Source organism: Bacillus sp. DB-2 (assembly GCF_003315125.1).
In the GTDB taxonomy this organism is placed as follows: Bacteria; Bacillota; Bacilli; order Bacillales; family Bacillaceae_G; genus Bacillus_A; species Bacillus_A mycoides.
The window spans coordinates 235,933-253,812 of record NZ_QNRN01000001.1 but is presented as its reverse complement, the minus strand read 5'-3'; the positions used below and the strand labels follow the sequence as shown (position 1 = coordinate 253,812).

Below are 17,880 nucleotides of genomic sequence, written 5' to 3'. Positions count from 1 at the left end.
TTCTTTAGGAGAAATCGTAAAAAAAGGGGTGGAGAGATGAACGGTATTCGTGATGTTGTGAGAGAAGAACAGCCACGGGAGCGTTTATTGTTAGAAGGAGCAGGAAGTTTATCGAATCGAGAACTTCTTGCAGTTTTACTCAGAACGGGTTCTAAAGAAGAAACGGTGTTAACGTTATCAGATAATATTCTACATCATTTTGACGGCTTACGAATGTTAAAGGATGCAACGTTAGAAGAGATGATGAGCATTCATGGTGTTGGGATTGCAAAGGCGTCGCAGCTTATGGCTGCTTTTGAATTAGGTAGAAGAATGGTACGTTTAGAATATCAAAATAGATATAGTATTCGAAGTCCAGAAGATTGTGCGAGTTATATGATGGAAGAGATGCGTTTTTTGCAACAGGAGCATTTTGTTTGTTTATATTTGAATACGAAAAATCAAGTTATACATAGGCAAACTATTTTTATTGGAAGTTTAAATACGTCGATTGTGCACCCAAGGGAAGTTTTTAAAGAAGCGTTCCGTCGGGCAGCAGCCTCTATTATATGTCTTCATAACCATCCCTCAGGAGATCCGGCGCCGAGCCGTGAAGATATTGAAGTTACAAAACGATTAGTAGAATGTGGTCGAATTATCGGAATTGAAGTACTTGATCATATCATAATAGGTGACCATAAATTCGTGAGTTTAAAGGAAAAAGGTCATATTTAAGACTATTCTTTTTACTTATTTTGTTTTATAATGTGATTTATGAGTTTTTTGTAGAAAATTATCTACAAAAAGGATGCAGATATAAAAAAACGTACTGTTTTTATAAATATAAAGTAAGAAAAATGAGTCCGTGAAAATAAGAAGGGAAGATAAATGATATGTTTGGATTTGGTGGATTTACTCGCGATCTTGGAATAGACTTAGGAACGGCGAACACGCTTGTATATGTGAAAGGGAAAGGTGTAGTTTTACGTGAACCTTCAGTAGTAGCATTACAAACTGATACGAAACAAATCGTTGCGGTAGGTAGCGATGCAAAACAAATGATTGGTCGTACACCAGGAAATGTAGTGGCACTTCGCCCTATGAAAGATGGTGTAATTGCTGATTACGAAACAACAGCAATAATGATGAAATACTACATTCAACAAGCTCAAAAATCAAATGGATTCTTCTCACGTAAACCATATGTAATGGTATGTGTACCATCTGGTATTACAGCTGTAGAAAGACGTGCAGTAATCGATGCGACTCGTCAAGCTGGTGCTCGTGATGCTTATCCAATCGAAGAGCCATTTGCAGCAGCAATTGGTGCAAACTTACCTGTTTGGGAGCCGACTGGTAGTATGGTTGTTGATATCGGTGGTGGTACAACAGAAGTTGCAATTATTTCTTTAGGTGGTATCGTAACAAGTCAATCAGTTCGTGTTGCTGGTGATGATATGGACGATTCAATCATTCAGTACATTAAGAAAAGCTACAACTTAATGATTGGTGAAAGAACAGCAGAAGCACTAAAATTAGAAATCGGTTCTGCAGGCGAGCCAGAAGGTATTGAGCCTATGGAAATTCGCGGTCGTGATTTAGTAAGTGGTTTACCTAAAACAGTACTAATTCAACCAGAAGAAATTGCAGATGCATTAAAAGATACAGTAGATGCAATTGTAGAATCAGTTAAAAATACGTTAGAAAAAACTCCACCTGAATTAGCAGCGGATATTATGGACCGCGGTATCGTATTAACGGGTGGCGGGGCATTACTACGTAACTTAGATAAAGTTATTAGTGAAGAAACAAATATGCCAGTTCTTGTTGCAGAGGATCCATTAGATTGCGTAGCAATTGGAACGGGTAAAGCATTAGACAATATCGACCTTTTCAAAACTGCTGCTCGATAATATTGCAAAATAAAAATCAATGAAATTAAGAGGGTGTGAACGTGCCACAGTTTTTCTTAAACAAAAGATTAATTGTTTTGTTAGTTAGTATTATTCTTCTCGTGGCATTGATTGGAATCTCATTGAAAGAACGGAACAGTTTATCATGGCCAGAGCAGTTTATAAAAGATACTGTCGGTGTTGTAGAACGTGTATTCCAAAAGCCAGCGAATTATGTTGCCGGATTCTTCGAGAACGTAGAAGATGTAAAGCGCACGTATGAAGAGAATAAAAAGCTGAAAGCAAAATTAGATTCTACCGCAGATTTATCTGCAGTAGTGAAAAATTTAGACGATGAGAATAAAAAACTACGAGAATTAACTGGTAAAGAAAAGTCCCGTGGTGATTATACGGAAGTACAAGCTAGTGTGGTTTCTCGTAATCCCGATAAATGGTACGATTTAGTTGGAATTGATAAAGGAGCACAGCAGGGGATCAAAAAAGATATGGCTGTTGTAACTCCGAAAGGTTTAGTTGGACGCGTAAAAAGTGTATCTCAGTTTACATCTTCAGTAGAGTTGTTAAGTTCGATGAGCCGAACAAACCGTGTTTCTGCTATTGTACAAGGACAAGAAAATATCTTTGGATTAATTGAAGGTTACGATAAAGAAAAACAACTACTTCTTTTCACAAAGATTAGCTCTGATGCAAAAGTAGAAAAAGATCAACTAGTTGTAACATCTGGACTTGGTGATATCTTCCCAAAAGGTCTTGCGATTGGGAAAATTGTTGATGTTCAGCCAGATCCATACGGTTTAACAAAAACAGCTTATGTAAAACCATCCGCTGATTTGAATGATGTAGAGCATATTATAGTTGCAAAACGTGATATGCCTACAGCGCCGTTAGAATAGGAGGGAGAGAAGAGATGATGACGATTTTAAAAAGAGCAGCTCTTCCTCTTTTGCTCCTTTTTGTTTTTTTATTTGAAAATATGTTCTCTACTGTTGTTCCAACAGACGTCTTTTGGAAAGGCAGTATAGCAGCACCGCATTTCTTTATAATTGTGTTATGTTTTATTACAGTGTACTATAGTCCGGTTCAAGGGATTTACTACGGACTATTATTTGGTTTCTTATTTGATACCGTATACACGGAACTTGTCGGTATATATATATTTGCTTATCCGATTTTAGCTTATTTAGTTTATAGTGTGATGAAAGTATTACAATTGAATTTATTTATTGTCGCTTCTATCGTACTGGCTGGCATTGCAGCATTAGAGTATTATGTGTATGGGTTTTTAACTTTGTTAGGACGTACTCACATGTCAGCATCTGTCTTTTTCACAGATCGTCTCCTTGCTACTTTATTGCTAAATGGAATTTTCTTATTAATAGTTTGTTTCCCACTGAGACGATATTTAGTGCGTCTTTCAAAAGCGATAGAAGAAAAAGAAAAAAGGATTTTCTAATTTTATGTCGAATTGAATCGGTGGGGTGAACTTTAGTGGAAGAAAAAAAGCAACAAAATGTAACGATAAAAGGGACAAAAGATGGAATAACACTTCATTTAGATGATTGCTGTTCATTCTCTGAGCTACTAAAAGAATTGGATGAAAAGCTTTCTACACATTACTATGAGAGTGACGGACGTTCTTTAATTGAAGTGCGTGTTAAAGTAGGAAATCGCTATTTAACAGAAGTACAACAAGAAGAGATTCGTACGTTAATTCGCAATAAGAAGAACCTTGTTGTAGAATCAATCGAAAGTGATGTTATAACAAAAGCAGAAGCAATAGCTTGGAAAGAAGAAACAGAAATTGTCCCTATTTCCAAAATTGTTCGCTCTGGACAAGTGTTACATGTAAAAGGCAATTTATTATTAATTGGAGATGTTAATCCAGGCGGAACGGTTATCGCTGGGGGGAATATTTTTGTCTTGGGATCATTAAGAGGAATTGCACATGCGGGGTATGATGGAGATTCAGAAGCTGTTATTGCTGCATCTATTATGAACCCTATGCAACTCCGAATTAGTGATGTGACAATGCGGGCTCCGGAAGAGAAAGAAGACGGAGCAGAGGCGGCAGAATGTGCGTACATTAATGAGAATAATCACATTGTTGTCGATCGCCTGCAACTTCTCACTCATCTTAGACCTAATTTAACAAAGTTAGAAAGGGGAATTGTATAGCTGTGGGAGAGGCAATAGTAATTACATCTGGAAAAGGCGGAGTAGGTAAAACTACAACGTCTGCGAACATTGGTACAGCCCTTGCGTTATCTGGAAAAAAAGTGTGTTTAATTGATACAGATATCGGTTTACGCAATTTAGACGTAGTAATGGGGCTAGAAAATCGTATTGTATTTGATCTTGTTGATGTCGTTGAAGGGCGTTGTCGTTTACCTCAGGCTCTTATTAAAGATAAGCGTTTTGATGATCTTTATTTATTACCTGCAGCACAAACGAGCGATAAATCGGCGGTAACACCTGAACAAATGGATGAATTAATACAAGTATTACGTCAAGATTATGATTACATATTAATTGATTGTCCTGCGGGGATTGAGCAGGGGTTTAAAAATGCAGTAGCAGGTGCGGATAAAGCAATCGTTGTAACAACACCAGAAGTATCCTCAATGCGTGATGCGGATCGTATTATCGGGCTTTTAGAGAAAGAGGATATTGAACCACCGAAACTTGTCATTAACCGTGTGCGTAGTCATATGCTTCATGAACAGGATATGTTAGACGTTGATGAAATCGTACGTACACTGTCAATCGAGCTTCTTGGAGTTGTCGAGGATGATGATGAAGTTATTCGTGCTACGAATACAGGTGAACCTGTAGCGCTGCAACCTAGTGGGAAAGCAGCAATAGCTTATCGTAATATTGCAAGACGCTTGTTAGGTGAGAATGTACCATTACAAGCATTTGAACAAGAAAAAGTATCGGTATTTACAAAGATGAAAAATTTCTTTGGAATCCGTTAAAAGCACTTCGCATAAATGCGGAGTGCTTTCTTTTTTCTTCGCATGAATATCTTCCTTCTATAACTCATACATATGTACAAACTGTATATAACTGTTTCTATTTGAATAAGGCTAACGAAAGAAAGGAGACAGTATGAAGAATAGACGTGTGGAAGAAATTAAAAAGCGGATTGCGAAAAGGAAAGCAGAGCAAGAATTGCTAGAAGAAGAGCAGTATTTTGCGGGAGGAGATTTTGATAGCGAAACGGTCTTTATTGAAGAGGGGGAGAAGGAAATTCATCCTCTATTTCGAAAAGAAGTTTTTCTCTTCAAAGTTTTGCTATCAGCAATATTAGTTCTTTCGGTTGCTATTTTATTTAAGAACGCACCTTCTTCTTTTGATGGTACTAGAGCTGTTACAGAAAAAGTTATGCAAGAAGAATTTCAATTTGCTACTATATCGAAATGGTATGAAAATCAGTTTGGAAAACCTCTCGTGTTCTTTTCTCCAAATGAGAAAAAAGAAGAGGCTATTCAGCAAAAGGATTATGCGATTCCTGCCTCTGGAAAGGTGATGCAAGGATTTCAAAAAAACGGCCAGGGTGTATTTGTTCAAACGGCTACAAATGCAACGGTGGAGTCAGTAAATGAAGGTATAGTTGTTTTTGCGGGCAAGAAAGAGGAACTTGGAAATACAGTTCAAATTCAGCACGCTGATGGCACGGAGTCATGGTATGCAAATTTAAATGATATGTCAGTAAAATTATATGATTACGTTTCCAAGAAACAAAGAATTGGAATAGTGAGTAATGATGAAAACAATAAAAATGGAAAATTTTATTTTGCAATAAAAAAGAATGAAAAATTTATTGATCCAATTCAGGTGATTTCATTTGATTAAATATAGGGATGTTTTCACGAAAATTTCTGTGCATCCGTTATTTTGGGTTATTATTGTCATTGGTATTTTTACGGCGCGTTTTAAAGAGTTACTATTGTTATTTTGTATCGTTTTAGTTCATGAACTTGGGCATGCTTTTGCCGCAGCGTATTATAATTGGCGTATTAAACAAATTCAGCTTTTGCCGTTTGGTGGCGTAGTCGAGATGGAAGAACATGGGAATAAATCATTAAAAGAAGAATTAATTGTCGTTATGGCGGGGCCAATTCAGCATATATGGATGATTGCGGTCGCTTACATTTTGTATAAAGCGGGCTGGGTAACTGATGATTTGTACCATTTCTTTGTATGGAATAATGTCATTATTTTAGGGTTTAATTTATTGCCTATTTGGCCACTTGATGGCGGAAAAGTATTATTTAATGTATTATCATATCGTTTTCCCTATTTACAAGCACATGAAAAGATGATGAAATTGTCATGTGTTTTTTTTAGTGTAATATTAGGATGGCAGTTACTTTGGAATAGTAATAACATTATGATGTGGGTATTACTCGTTTTTCTAGCGATTTCTTTATATCAAGAATGGAAACAAAGACGGTACGCATTTATGCGTTTTTTATTAGAGCGTTATTATGGGAATAAAAGAGATATTGAAAAAATAGCACCTATTGAGGTGAAAACGGAAGATCATTTATATACGATTTTCACAAAATTTCGCAGAGGATATAAACACTCTATTATCGTCCATGGAAAATATAAAGAGCATTACACATTGGACGAAAATGAATTGTTGTATGCGTATTTTGCTGAAAAACGAACAACCTCATCTGTTGAAGAATTAATTGGTTAGTGTTGACGACGACACTAACCTTTTACCCCGCATTAACTGCCCGTAAACGCCCGATTGGTTCAACTAATAATCAGTGGGGGATGAATAAAACCCCCACTGATTAAAGTTTCACTTTATATTGTAAGGAAAAGAAATGAAAAGTGAGGAAAGAATTTTGAAGACGTTATATATTAACTACACTGGTTCGGAAAAGCGTGTTGCGATAGAAGAGAAGCAAAAAGTTGTCGAGCTTTTATGGAAACGGAATGAAGAGCAGGAGATTGTCGGACATATTTATGTTGGGCGTATCGTAAGAACAATTGCTGGAATGAACGCAGCCTTTGTAAATATCGGATTAGAAAAACATGCATATCTTTCATTTGATGATGTACCATCTTCATATCGCATACATGAAGGACAGGCGATACTTGTACAAGTTGTGAAAGAGGCAATTGATACGAAGGGGCCAAAATTAACGGCGAAGATAGAATTTACCGGAAAATATGTCGTTTACATGCCCTATGATGACATGCGCGCTGTTTCTCGGAAAATAAAAAATAATAAAAGAAGACAACAGTTACTGGGAATTGAAGTAGAAGGAACAGGTGGATACATTTTCCGTTCTGCTTCTGAAAAAGGAACGATCGATGAAATACAAGCTGAAATGCAAGGGTTGCAGCAGTTATATGAAGAGCTAAAAAGAAAAGAAGATCAAGGGAAGGCGCCCTTACTACTTCATCAACCAGCGACGTTTTTAGATCGTGTATTTCAGGAGAACCCAATTGAAACAATTGAAAAAATAGTTGTAGATACGAGAAGTATAGTAAAAGAATTAGAAGAAAAAGTAGGGAAAGAAAGAGTATCCTTTTATAATGAAAAATCTTCGATGTTTAACCATTTTGGAATAGATCGTGAAATCGAGAAAGCACTTCAAAAAATTGTGTGGCTACCAAATGGTGCCTATCTAATTGTAGAACAAATGGAGACGATGACTGTAATTGATGTGAATACAGGTAAATTTACTGGAAAACAAAATTTACAAGATACCGTATTTCGCACAAATGAAATGGCTGCTGAAGAGATTGCTCGTCAATTAAGACTTCGTGATATTGGCGGGATGATATTAATTGATTTTATTAATATGAAAAGACGAGAAGATAAAGAGAAGGTAAGAGAGCGTTTAATGATAGCTTTACAAGATGATCGCACATATACAAGAGTGCTTGGGTTTACAGAGTTAGGTATTTTAGAGATGACGCGTAAGCGCAAGAAACATTCGTTACGTGACGTATTATTAGAAGAGTGTGCGCCTTGTAAAGCGACAGGTTACGTTATATCTAATGAAACAATTGCGTATGAGCTAGAGAGAGAGCTTATTACTTATGGTAATATAGAGGATGAAGCTGTATTGATTGGTGCTTCAAAAAAAGTACAAAAACATTTTTCACAAAAAGAATTACAAAAAAATATTCCATTTGAAATTTATTTCAAAGATGATATTATCGAAAAGTACGCTATTATCCGTTTTGGAAGTAAGAAAGAAATTGTAGAACGGAAAAAATAGTTAGCAGAACATTCATTGACAATAGTCAATGAGTCATGGTAATATTTTTATGTTATAGTTTATAGCACCTAAACTGCTATATGCTACAACCGCACAAGACAGGTTCCCTAAAGACATTTTATGTCTACCTCGTTTTTGGCGAGTCTTAGTAATTAAGAGGAGGTGCAAGTATGTACGCAATTATCGAAACAGGTGGAAAACAAATTAAAGTTGAAGCTGGTCAAGCAATCTACATTGAAAAATTAGATGTTGAAGCTGGTGAAACTGTTACTTTTGACAAAGTTCTTTTCGTTGGTGGCGAAAACGTGAAAGTTGGTAGCCCAGTTGTAGAGGGTGCAACAGTTACTGCGAAAGTTGAAAAACAAGGTCGCGCTAAGAAAATCATCGTTTTCAAATACAAAGCGAAAAAGAACAATCGTAAGAAACAAGGTCATCGTCAACCTTACACTAAGCTAGTAGTTGAAGCTATCAACGCTTAATTCTGGTTAAGATGATTAAGATTACGATAAGTCGCACGAAACTAGGAAGTATCCGATCATTTAAAATGACTGGACATGCCAATTATGCGCCACATGGACAAGATCTTGTCTGTGCTGGAACTACAGCGGTTGTGTTTGGTTCTATAAATGCAGTGGAAGAACTTTGTAATGTGCAGGCAACTATTGAACTCGGAAGTGATGGCGGATTCTTGACGTATGAATTGCCTAATGATTTAGACGTTCATACAGCAGAAAAAGCACAAATACTTTTAGAAGGATTGGTTGTTTCACTTAAGACGATTGAACTTGATTACGGAAAGTATATCCGTTTAATAGAAAAAGTGCAGGAGGTGTAACGTATGTTAAGATTAGATCTTCAGTTTTTCGCATCTAAGAAAGGTGTAGGTAGTACAAAGAACGGTCGTGACTCTCAGTCAAAACGTCTTGGTGCTAAACGCGCAGATGGTCAAACGGTTTCAGGTGGTTCAATTCTTTACCGTCAACGCGGTACAAAAATTTATCCAGGTGTTAACGTTGGTCGTGGTGGCGATGACACTTTATACGCGAAAGTTGACGGCGTAGTACGCTTTGAGCGTCTTGGTCGTGACCGCAAACAAGTGAGCGTATATCCTGTTGCTCAAGAAGCATAAGAACTCACGGAAAACTCTAACCTGAGTGCAGGTTAGAGTTTTTCTATATTAAGGGGTATCTAAATGAATGAAAAATGGACAATTATAGATGCGTTGAGCCACTCGAGACATGATTGGCTCAATCGTTTGCAGATGGTTAAAGGAAATCTTTCCCTTGGAAAAGTGGAAGAGATTCATAGGCTCATCGATCGTTTTGTCCAAGAAGCGAGACAAGAATCCAATCTGATGGGGCTATCAATGCCTTTATTTTCAGAGTGGATTTTAACATATAATTGGAAACAGCAACCGTGCTTATTGGAGTACGAAGTATTAGGGAAATTACATAACTTATCTCATCTAGATGAGACTGTATGTACATGGACGAATCAGTTTTTCTTAATGCTTCAGCATAGTTTAGACGTATATGTTGAAAATTATGTTTGTATCACAATTGAAAGTGACGCGGAGAATGCTCGTTTCTTTTTTGATTTTCGTGGAAAGCTAACGAATGTAGAAGAACTACAAACGTGGCTTGCGAACGAAAACAATAAATGGTATTCCATTTCTTATACAGTACGAGACGAAGAAGTCTCAGTTATATTACAACTAATCGAAAAAAGTGTGGTGAAATAATGTTTGTAGATCAGGTCAAGATATATGTAAAAGGCGGCGACGGTGGTAACGGAATGGTTGCGTATCGTCGTGAGAAGTATGTACCTAAAGGTGGCCCAGCAGGTGGCGACGGTGGTAAAGGTGCAGATGTTGTTTTTGTTGTTGAGGAAGGCTTACGTACATTAATGGACTTCCGCTACCAACGTCATTTCAAAGCTGATCGCGGTCAGCACGGAATGAGTAAAGGTCAGCACGGTCGTAAATCTGAAGATTTAATCGTAAAGGTTCCACCAGGAACAATAGTGAAAGATGAAAAAACAGGTGAAATTCTTGCCGATTTAGTAACGCATGAACAAACAGCTGTAATCGCAAGAGGTGGCCGTGGTGGCCGTGGTAATTCACGTTTCGCAACAGCGACGAACCCAGCGCCAGAAATCGCTGAGAACGGGGAACCAGGTCAAGAACGTGATGTCACGCTAGAACTTAAAGTGCTAGCAGATGTTGGACTTGTTGGATTCCCAAGTGTAGGTAAATCTACATTATTATCTGTTGTATCATCAGCGCGTCCGAAAATTGCAGAATATCACTTTACAACAATCGTTCCGAATCTTGGTGTTGTTGAAACTGGTGATAACCGCAGCTTCGTTATGGCTGACCTTCCTGGACTAATTGAAGGCGCACACTCCGGCGTTGGACTTGGACACCAATTCTTACGTCATATCGAACGTACACGTGTAATTGTGCACGTTATCGATATGTCTGGTTTAGAAGGACGTGAGCCATATGAAGATTATGTCACAATCAATAATGAACTAAAAGAATACAATATGCGTTTAACTGAGCGTCCACAAGTTGTTGTTGCAAACAAAATGGATATGCCAGATGCAGAAGAAAACTTACAAGCATTTAAAGAGAAATTGGGAGACGAAGTGAAAATTTTCCCAATCTCAGCTGTAACGAAACAAGGTGTTCGTGACTTACTATTTGAAGTAGCGAACTTATTAGAAACAACACCAGAATTCCCAATGTACGATGATGTAGAAGAATCTGAAGCAAGTGTAATGTACAAATTTGAATCTGAATCTAATTTTGAAATTACACGCGAAAGTGATGGCACATTTGTTATTTCTGGTTATGACATTGAGAAAACATTCAAGATGACAGACTTCTCACGTGATGAATCTGTACGCCGATTTGCTCGTCAAATGCGTGGAATGGGTATTGATGAAGCCCTTCGTGCACGTGGTGCAACAGACGGAGATATTGTGAAAATTCTTGAATATCAATTTGAATTTATCGATTAAGACTGCCGAAATATGGCGGTCTTTTTTTTTCGTTATTTGAGTCCAGTAAAAACCTAATTCATATAGGCGAACCATAAGTCGATATAGGAAAAAATCCCCATTGATTAAAGTTTCAATTTATAATAGAAAAAGGAGTGATTTTAGAAGAATATTTTATGGGGAGAAAAGGAATATGTATAAAATATTAATTGTAGAAGACGATGAAAAAATTGCAGAGATATTAGAGGAGCATTTAGAAAGGTATGGATATCAATCTTTCAGAGTGAGCGATTTACGGCATATAAAAGATGAGTTTGTAAAAGTAAGTCCTCATCTTGTGTTACTTGATATTAATTTACCATACTTTGATGGCTTCTACTGGTGCCGCCAAATCCGCACTGTATCGAATGCGCCAATTATTTTTGTTTCTGCAAGAACAGGGGAAATGGATCAAGTAATGGCGATTGAAAATGGCGGAGATGATTACATTACGAAGCCATTCCATTTAGATATCGTAATGGCAAAGGTGAAAAGTGCACTCCGCCGCGGGTATGGTGAGTATGCTTTGGCCGCGGAAAGTGACTGCTTAGGTGTTAATGGATTGTTATTATTCCCATCACAGCACACAGTAGAGTGGAAAGGTCAACAAACGGAACTTACAAAAAATGAGTTTTATTTATTAGAATGTTTAATGAAACAAGCAAATCAATACGTGACACGTGAAGAGCTGTTAGAGGCTTTATGGGATGAAGTAGCTTTTGTTGATGATAATACATTAACCGTGAATGTAAAGCGTGTAAGGAAGAAACTTGAGGAGTTAGGCATTAAAAATGCAATTGTCACAAAGCGTGGGTACGGTTATGCTCTTCTTACTGAGTGGGGCGAAGGGCATGAAGGTTAAAAATTACCTCATAGAACGTTTTTCCTTAATCCTTTCTTACATTATAAGCCTTTGTTTATTTGGACTCGTATTGCAGTTGCAAAGCCTTTTAGAAAAGCGTGCGCTGGACTGGAGTACATGGTTATACGGACTTTTATTAGGGACAGTTGTGTTTAGTGTATACCTTATTTACGATTACCGAAAACGAAGTGTGTTTTTAAAGAGAATAGAACAGTATATTGCCGGTGGACATACATTACATGACTCTTTACTTATTGATACTTCTTATACAGCAGAGCAAGAACTGGTCGTTGAAGCGTTTACGCTATTAAGGCAGCAATATATGAATGAAGTTCATAAGCAGCATGCAAAAGAGCAACAGCAAATGATTTTTATGAACCAGTGGATCCATCAAATGAAAACACCAGTATCCGTTATTGAATTATTGTTACAGAAATATGGTAAGGAACACCGTGAAGCAAGGGGAACGATTGAAAGTATTCGTGAAGAAAATAACCGTATTTTAAATGGGTTAGATTTAGCGTTACATATGGCAAGGTTAGATCAATTTTCGAAAGACTATAAAGTAGAAGTAGTAAATGTTATAGAGGTCATTCGAGATATTATTAATGAAAATCGGAAGTCGTTCATTCAATCTTCTGTATTTCCGAAAATGATGTTTGAAGAAGAGACTTGTATGATTGCGTCTGATAGAAAGTGGCTTAGTATCGCGATGAGCCAAATTGTTGTGAATGCAATTAAGTATACAAAAATTTCAGAAGCAGAGAAAAAAGAAATTCAATTTCAAATTGAAGAGAAAGATCAAAAGGTGTTATTACATATTAAGGACAATGGAATTGGTATTCCTGAGCAGGATGTAAAGCGTATATTTGATCCGTTCTTTACGGGAATAAATGGCCGTAAAACGAGAGAAGCGACTGGAATGGGTTTATATATTACGAAGGAAATTTGCGATAATTTACATCATGGAATGTATGTGCAATCGGCTGAAGGGGAAGGGACAACATTCACGTTCCAATTTGCAAAAGATGAAGAATATCATACATTAATGAGAAAAATGACAAAACTGTAAGATAACAAAACGTTTTGTAAGGGAAATCACTCGTTTCTTTTTCTTATTTTTCTTATAGTAAGTGTAAGAAGAAAACACATAGGGGGATTAGAAATGAGTGTTCTTGAAGTAAAAGGATTAACAAAAGTGTACCAATCAAAAGGGTCAGTAGCGACGACTGCTTTAAACGATATAAATTTTAAAATAGAAGAAGGCGAATTTGTAGGAATTATGGGGCCTTCAGGGAGCGGAAAAACAACGCTTTTAAATTTATTAGCAACAATTGATAAGCAAACTTCAGGTCATGTGCTTGTAAATGGTGAAGAAATTAATCAAATGCGTGCTGCAAAATTGGCGGAATTTCGCCGTACACATCTAGGATTCATTTTCCAAGATTTCAACTTACTTGATACATTATCGATTAAAGAAAATATTATTTTGCCGCTTGTAATGGCGAAGAAATCTGTAAAAGAAATTGATGCGAAAGTACTTGAAATTGCGAGGTTTTTAAACATCGAAGAAATTTTAAATAAAAAAGTATACGAAGTATCAGGTGGACAACAACAACGTGCAGCAGCTGCAAGGGCGATTATTCATGAACCAACATTAATTTTAGCGGATGAGCCAACAGGAAACCTAGATTCTAAGTCAGCGAAATCATTAATGGGAGCACTTCAAGATTTGCATGAGCAAAAGAAAGTAACGATTGCAATGGTAACACATGATCCAGTAGCCGCTAGTTATTGCGAACGTATCCTTTTCATACGTGATGGAGAGATTTTTTCAGAAATACATAAAGGAAGAACGAAGCAAGCCTTTTTCCAAGAAATTTTAGACGTACTTGCGATGCTAGGAGGAGAATATCATGAACTTTCGCCAGCTCGCGCTTAATAATGTAAAAGGAAATTGGCGTAATTATAAAGCGTTTCTTATTAGTAGTTGTTTATCGATTGTCGTATTTTTCATGTATGCTTCCTTCATTTATCATCCAGATGTCGTAAGCGGTAATATTAGTATGAAGACGATGATTACAAAAGGGTTAGAATCGATGAATTATATTGTAGTAATCTTCTCAGCACTCTTTATTTTATATGCGAATTCAACGTTTTTACGAGCAAGAAAAAAAGAATTTGGCTTATTAACGTTAATAGGTGGAACAAAGTCTCAGCTCGGCCGAATGATTATATTAGAGCAACTGATGTTAGGGAGTATTGCCATTGTAGTAGGTATTGGGATTGGAATGCTTTGTTCAAAACTTTTCTTCCAAGCACTCAGTGTCTTACTAAAAATTGATAAAACACTGCCGCTTGTGTGGAATGGAAAAGCAGTTCTTATTACAGTTGGTATATACTTTGTCCTCTTTTTAATACTATCATTGTTTAGTGTTTGGACAGTAGGCCGCTTGCAAATTATTGATTTATTAAGAGAGGCAAGAAAACAAAAAGTAGAACCTTTTGCATTTACATGGTTAGGGGTAGTTGGTATAGGCTGTATTATTGCTGCATATGTGCTTAGCTTCCAAGTGACATTTATGAATTTTATAATGCTGTTTTTACCGATTGTAGGGCTGACAATAGGCGGAACGTATTTACTGTTTACGCAAGGTAGTACAGTCGTATTAAAAGCACTGCAAAAAAGAAAACAATCTTTTTATACGTATCCAAATATGTTCGTATTTAGCAATCTTATTTACAAAATGAAAGATAATGCTCGTTTTCTATTTGTAATTTCTATCATTACGGCGGTTGTTTCTTCAGCAGTTGGTACACTGTACGTGTTCTTTGAGGATATGAGTTATAAAACAGTGGCTAGTGCTCCGCATGCTATTTCGTATGAAGAAAAGGGGGTAAATACGCATAACATCATTAGTGAAGGGAAAGCACAAGAACTAATAAAAAAACACGGATTTGAAGAAGCGCGAAAAGTAATGTATGTAAAACTTCCTGCAACTCAAAAGGTAACGATGTTTAACGGTGAACATGAGATGCCGTTAGGGATTATCTCTGAAAAGGAATATAATAAAGAAGCGCGTAAACAGAACGTGCCAGAAGTGCAAAATAAGCCGGGAAGTGCAACGATGGTTGTAGTTGATATGATGAATGATATTGTCAAGCCGGATCTTACGAAGCCATTTGAATTTAAATTGAACGGACAAAAACAGTCTATTAAGCTAAATGATCCAGTATCAAAGTCTGTTTTTAATGATGATGGCTATTTGATTGTGAATGATGAGGATTTTGTGAAATATTCACAGCTCGTAGCAGATGAAGAAAAGACAAAATATTATGGATATTATATTGAAGATTGGAAAGGAACAGAAAATCTTGTACTAGACTTAAAGAAAGAAATTGCACAAGAACAACAACAGAATTTCCACAATTCTATCCTTACGTATAAAGCGATAAAGGAGCAAGGAGCGATTACAATGTTCATCGGCTTCTTCGTAGCAGTACTGTTCTTCTTCTTTGCTTGTAGCATGACATACTTTAAATGGTTTAATGATAAAGAACAAGATCGTATTCAATTTAAGTCATTAAAAAGAATTGGTATGACAGATAAAGAAATTCGTAAAATTGCAATTCGTCAGATGGGTGTTATCTTCTTTATCCCAATTTTAATCGGTACAATTCATAGTGGGTTTGCTCTTCATACGTTAGGGAAAATGCTTTATATCGATTTATGGAAATCAGGTGCGATTGTAATAGGGGCTTATATTTTAGCTTCTGCCATTTACTTTATGATCGCGCAAAGAGGATATTTAAAACACGTGAAAAGCTAGGGAAACCTCTAGCTTTTTGCCTATGTAGTAAGGTACAGGAGGACGATAGATGAACATTCGGCAACTAGCGCTACAAAATATAAAGGGAAATTGGCGTAATTATAAAGTGTTTTTCTTAAGTAGTTGTTTTGCAATATTTGCTTCTTATGCATACATGTCTGTCATTGTACATCCGTATATGCAAGAGACGATGTGGTATCAAAATGTACGCTGGGGACTTATCATATGTAACGTTATAATTATTTCTTTTTTCGTCATATTTATTTTGTACTCTACTTCTATTTTCATAGAAGCACGTAAGAAAGAATTAGGGTTATATATGTTAATGGGAGCGACGAAGTCTAACGTAATAGGAGTGATTATGACCGAGCAAATATTGATCGGAATTTTCGCTAATATTTTCGGTATTGGGCTGGGCATGATTTCTTTAAAACTCTTTTTTATGGTATTTAGTATGTTACTTCATCTTCCGAAAGAACTCCCTGTCATATTTGACATGAGAGCGATTGGTGTAACGTTTGTTACATATATGCTTGTCTTTGTTCTGTTATCTTTTATAAGTGCTTTACGTATATGGAATATAAAAATCATACGGTTATTAAAAGAATTTCGAACAGATAAACGAGAGAGGAAAACATCAAAGTGGCTTTGTTTATTCGGTTTTGCTTGTTTAGGGACGGGATATGCGTTAGCGCTACAAGTGACGATGACAACGATAGCATTATACTTTTTTCCGGTTGTTATACTCATTTCTTTTGGGACGTATTTCTCATTTACACATGGCGCTACACAAATATTAGAAGTGATAAAAAGAAATAAAAGGATTATGTATACATATCCGTATTTATTTATAGTGAATCAATTGTCACATCGAATGAAGGAAAATAGTCGCTTTTTCTTTCTATTGTCTATGGCAACAACGTTTGTCGTTACGGCGACAGGTACGGTGTTCTTATATTTTTCTAGCATGCAAGATATGTGGCGTGGCGGAGGAGTACACTCATTTTCATACATAGAAAAAGGCACTTCTGCTCATGAAGTTTTCGAGAAAGACAAGGTTGAAAACTTATTACATCAATATGGATATGATGATTTTCAATCTATGAGTTTTGTTGGAGTGTATGCATCCTTTCAGTCCAATAAGGGAGAAACAGAGGTAGCACCGCTTATAAAGGAAAGTGAATACAATCAAGAGGCAAGAAAACAAAAACAGAAAATGTATTATCCTAAAAAAGGAACAGTTACACTTGTCTATTATAATAAACGCAATTATCCAAATGTATATAATCAAAAAGAGATTCAATTGCAAGTAATGAATCAAGCGTATCCATTCGCATTTAACGGTCAGAAAGAAGGGGTACAATTTAACTATCACCCTTCATACATTAATGGTCTGTTTTTTGTCATGAATGATGAAGATTTTAACAGTATAGCAAATACAATTCCGGATTCTGAAAAAATGATATATAGAGGGTATACATTACCAAATATCGAAAATACGAAGGAATTAAACGAAGCTTTACGGAAACATATGAAACATGATACAAATGATGCGTTTCGAAGTAATATGGAATTATATGTGAATATGAAAGAAGGTGGTGATATTACTCTATTTATAGGCTCATTCATTAGCATATTATTCTTCCTTACGTCATGTAGCATCGTATATTTTAAATGGTTTCATAATATTGCATCCGATCGAAAGCAGTACGGGGCGCTCTCTAAACTTGGAATGACGAAGGAAGAAGTGTGGAAGATTTCTCGTTGGCAATTGTGTATGCTATTTTTTGCGCCAATTATAGTAGGGAGTATGCATAGTGCAGTTGCGTTATATACGTTTCATAATACTCTTTTTATGGACGGATCATTAAGAAAAGTGGGATTGTTTATTCTGTTTTACATTGCTGCATGTATCATCTATTTCTTCTTCGCTCAAAGAGAATACAAGAAACATTTAGACTAGCGAATGCTAGTCTTTTTTTAATATTCGAAATTCTCATAGA

19 protein-coding genes and 1 other annotated feature are annotated in these 17,880 nt (G+C 36.4%); all 19 genes read left to right on the top strand.

Annotated features, from left to right (window positions below):
* Positions 1–36 precede the first annotated feature (36 nt).
* The 19 genes from radC to DET63_RS01300 all read left to right on the top strand — a co-directional run bounded on the left by radC (position 37) and on the right by DET63_RS01300 (position 17,840).
* Positions 37–714, top strand: coding sequence for a DNA repair protein RadC (gene radC / locus DET63_RS01390; RefSeq protein WP_002015368.1), 678 nt, complete (start codon positions 37–39; stop codon positions 712–714).
* Positions 715–872: 158 nt separating this feature from the next.
* Positions 873–1,892 (top strand): cell shape-determining protein MreB, encoded by a 1,020-nt coding sequence (mreB, locus tag DET63_RS01385; RefSeq protein ID WP_002015369.1) that lies wholly within the window; start codon positions 873–875, stop codon positions 1,890–1,892.
* Positions 1,893–1,933: 41 nt separating this feature from the next.
* Positions 1,934–2,785, top strand: coding sequence for a rod shape-determining protein MreC (gene mreC, locus DET63_RS01380; protein ID WP_002138478.1), 852 nt, complete (start codon positions 1,934–1,936; stop codon positions 2,783–2,785).
* Between the two features lie 14 nt (positions 2,786–2,799).
* Positions 2,800–3,345, top strand: a complete 546-nt coding sequence (gene mreD / locus DET63_RS01375) for a rod shape-determining protein MreD (protein WP_002015371.1) — start codon at positions 2,800–2,802, stop codon at positions 3,343–3,345.
* A gap of 35 nt (positions 3,346–3,380) precedes the next feature.
* Positions 3,381–4,067, top strand: a complete 687-nt coding sequence (gene minC / locus DET63_RS01370) for a septum site-determining protein MinC (RefSeq protein ID WP_002015372.1) — start codon at positions 3,381–3,383, stop codon at positions 4,065–4,067.
* 2 nt (positions 4,068–4,069) lie between these two features.
* Entirely contained in the window at positions 4,070–4,867 is a 798-nt protein-coding gene (minD, locus tag DET63_RS01365; protein ID WP_000503308.1) for a septum site-determining protein MinD, read from the top strand.
* A gap of 133 nt (positions 4,868–5,000) precedes the next feature.
* Positions 5,001–5,747: a M23 family metallopeptidase gene (locus DET63_RS01360; protein ID WP_002165033.1), complete on the top strand. Its 747-nt coding sequence runs from the start codon at positions 5,001–5,003 to the stop codon at positions 5,745–5,747.
* Positions 5,740–6,600 carry a M50 family metallopeptidase gene (locus tag DET63_RS01355; protein ID WP_002088816.1) on the top strand — a complete coding sequence of 287 codons (861 nt, stop codon included), beginning with the start codon at positions 5,740–5,742 and terminating at the stop codon, positions 6,598–6,600. Before DET63_RS01360 ends, DET63_RS01355 begins: the two co-directional genes overlap by 8 nt.
* 133 nt (positions 6,601–6,733) lie before the next feature.
* Positions 6,734–8,143, top strand: coding sequence for an Rne/Rng family ribonuclease (locus DET63_RS01350; RefSeq protein WP_113935649.1), 1,410 nt, complete (start codon positions 6,734–6,736; stop codon positions 8,141–8,143).
* A gap of 77 nt (positions 8,144–8,220) precedes the next feature.
* Positions 8,221–8,299, top strand: a sequence feature (ribosomal protein L21 leader region).
* Between the two features lie 14 nt (positions 8,300–8,313).
* Positions 8,314–8,622, top strand: coding sequence for a 50S ribosomal protein L21 (rplU, locus tag DET63_RS01345; RefSeq protein ID WP_000270907.1), 309 nt, complete (start codon positions 8,314–8,316; stop codon positions 8,620–8,622).
* Positions 8,623–8,633: 11 nt separating this feature from the next.
* Positions 8,634–8,978 (top strand): ribosomal-processing cysteine protease Prp, encoded by a 345-nt coding sequence (locus DET63_RS01340; RefSeq protein ID WP_002138477.1) that lies wholly within the window; start codon positions 8,634–8,636, stop codon positions 8,976–8,978.
* A gap of 3 nt (positions 8,979–8,981) precedes the next feature.
* Positions 8,982–9,272 carry a 50S ribosomal protein L27 gene (gene rpmA / locus DET63_RS01335; RefSeq protein ID WP_000944957.1) on the top strand — a complete coding sequence of 97 codons (291 nt, stop codon included), beginning with the start codon at positions 8,982–8,984 and terminating at the stop codon, positions 9,270–9,272.
* Positions 9,273–9,335: 63 nt separating this feature from the next.
* Positions 9,336–9,884 carry a sporulation initiation phosphotransferase B gene (locus DET63_RS01330; RefSeq protein ID WP_002015377.1) on the top strand — a complete coding sequence of 183 codons (549 nt, stop codon included), beginning with the start codon at positions 9,336–9,338 and terminating at the stop codon, positions 9,882–9,884.
* A complete protein-coding gene (gene obgE / locus DET63_RS01325; protein ID WP_002015378.1) occupies positions 9,884–11,167 on the top strand; it encodes a GTPase ObgE in 1,284 nt (427 codons plus the stop codon). The genes DET63_RS01330 and obgE overlap by 1 nt, the downstream gene beginning before the upstream one ends.
* A gap of 172 nt (positions 11,168–11,339) precedes the next feature.
* Complete coding sequence (locus tag DET63_RS01320; RefSeq protein ID WP_002034150.1) at positions 11,340–12,047, top strand: response regulator transcription factor; 708 nt, start codon at positions 11,340–11,342, stop codon at positions 12,045–12,047.
* Positions 12,037–13,119, top strand: a complete 1,083-nt coding sequence (locus DET63_RS01315) for a HAMP domain-containing histidine kinase (protein WP_113935648.1) — start codon at positions 12,037–12,039, stop codon at positions 13,117–13,119. The genes DET63_RS01320 and DET63_RS01315 overlap by 11 nt, the downstream gene beginning before the upstream one ends.
* Positions 13,120–13,212: 93 nt before the next feature.
* On the top strand, positions 13,213–13,989 hold the full coding sequence (locus DET63_RS01310) for an ABC transporter ATP-binding protein (protein ID WP_002015381.1): 777 nt from the start codon (positions 13,213–13,215) through the stop codon (positions 13,987–13,989).
* Positions 13,964–15,877 carry an ABC transporter permease gene (locus DET63_RS01305; protein ID WP_113935647.1) on the top strand — a complete coding sequence of 638 codons (1,914 nt, stop codon included), beginning with the start codon at positions 13,964–13,966 and terminating at the stop codon, positions 15,875–15,877. The genes DET63_RS01310 and DET63_RS01305 overlap by 26 nt, the downstream gene beginning before the upstream one ends.
* A 49-nt stretch (positions 15,878–15,926) precedes the next feature.
* Positions 15,927–17,840: an ABC transporter permease gene (locus DET63_RS01300; RefSeq protein ID WP_113935646.1), complete on the top strand. Its 1,914-nt coding sequence runs from the start codon at positions 15,927–15,929 to the stop codon at positions 17,838–17,840.
* The last annotated feature ends 40 nt before the right edge of the window (positions 17,841–17,880 follow it).

Coding starts and splice junctions, on each gene's coding strand:
- DET63_RS01350 (WP_113935649.1), top strand. CDS start 6,734: ATGAAAAGTGAGGAAAGAATTTTGAAGACGTTATATATTAACTACACT.
- rplU (WP_000270907.1), top strand. CDS start 8,314: ATGTACGCAATTATCGAAACAGGTGGAAAACAAATTAAAGTTGAAGCT.
- obgE (WP_002015378.1), top strand. CDS start 9,884: ATGTTTGTAGATCAGGTCAAGATATATGTAAAAGGCGGCGACGGTGGT.
- mreD (WP_002015371.1), top strand. CDS start 2,800: ATGATGACGATTTTAAAAAGAGCAGCTCTTCCTCTTTTGCTCCTTTTT.
- DET63_RS01300 (WP_113935646.1), top strand. CDS start 15,927: ATGAACATTCGGCAACTAGCGCTACAAAATATAAAGGGAAATTGGCGT.
- DET63_RS01360 (WP_002165033.1), top strand. CDS start 5,001: ATGAAGAATAGACGTGTGGAAGAAATTAAAAAGCGGATTGCGAAAAGG.
- DET63_RS01310 (WP_002015381.1), top strand. CDS start 13,213: ATGAGTGTTCTTGAAGTAAAAGGATTAACAAAAGTGTACCAATCAAAA.
- DET63_RS01340 (WP_002138477.1), top strand. CDS start 8,634: ATGATTAAGATTACGATAAGTCGCACGAAACTAGGAAGTATCCGATCA.
- radC (WP_002015368.1), top strand. CDS start 37: ATGAACGGTATTCGTGATGTTGTGAGAGAAGAACAGCCACGGGAGCGT.
- mreB (WP_002015369.1), top strand. CDS start 873: ATGTTTGGATTTGGTGGATTTACTCGCGATCTTGGAATAGACTTAGGA.
- DET63_RS01330 (WP_002015377.1), top strand. CDS start 9,336: ATGAATGAAAAATGGACAATTATAGATGCGTTGAGCCACTCGAGACAT.
- DET63_RS01305 (WP_113935647.1), top strand. CDS start 13,964: ATGAACTTTCGCCAGCTCGCGCTTAATAATGTAAAAGGAAATTGGCGT.
- rpmA (WP_000944957.1), top strand. CDS start 8,982: ATGTTAAGATTAGATCTTCAGTTTTTCGCATCTAAGAAAGGTGTAGGT.
- DET63_RS01315 (WP_113935648.1), top strand. CDS start 12,037: ATGAAGGTTAAAAATTACCTCATAGAACGTTTTTCCTTAATCCTTTCT.
- DET63_RS01320 (WP_002034150.1), top strand. CDS start 11,340: ATGTATAAAATATTAATTGTAGAAGACGATGAAAAAATTGCAGAGATA.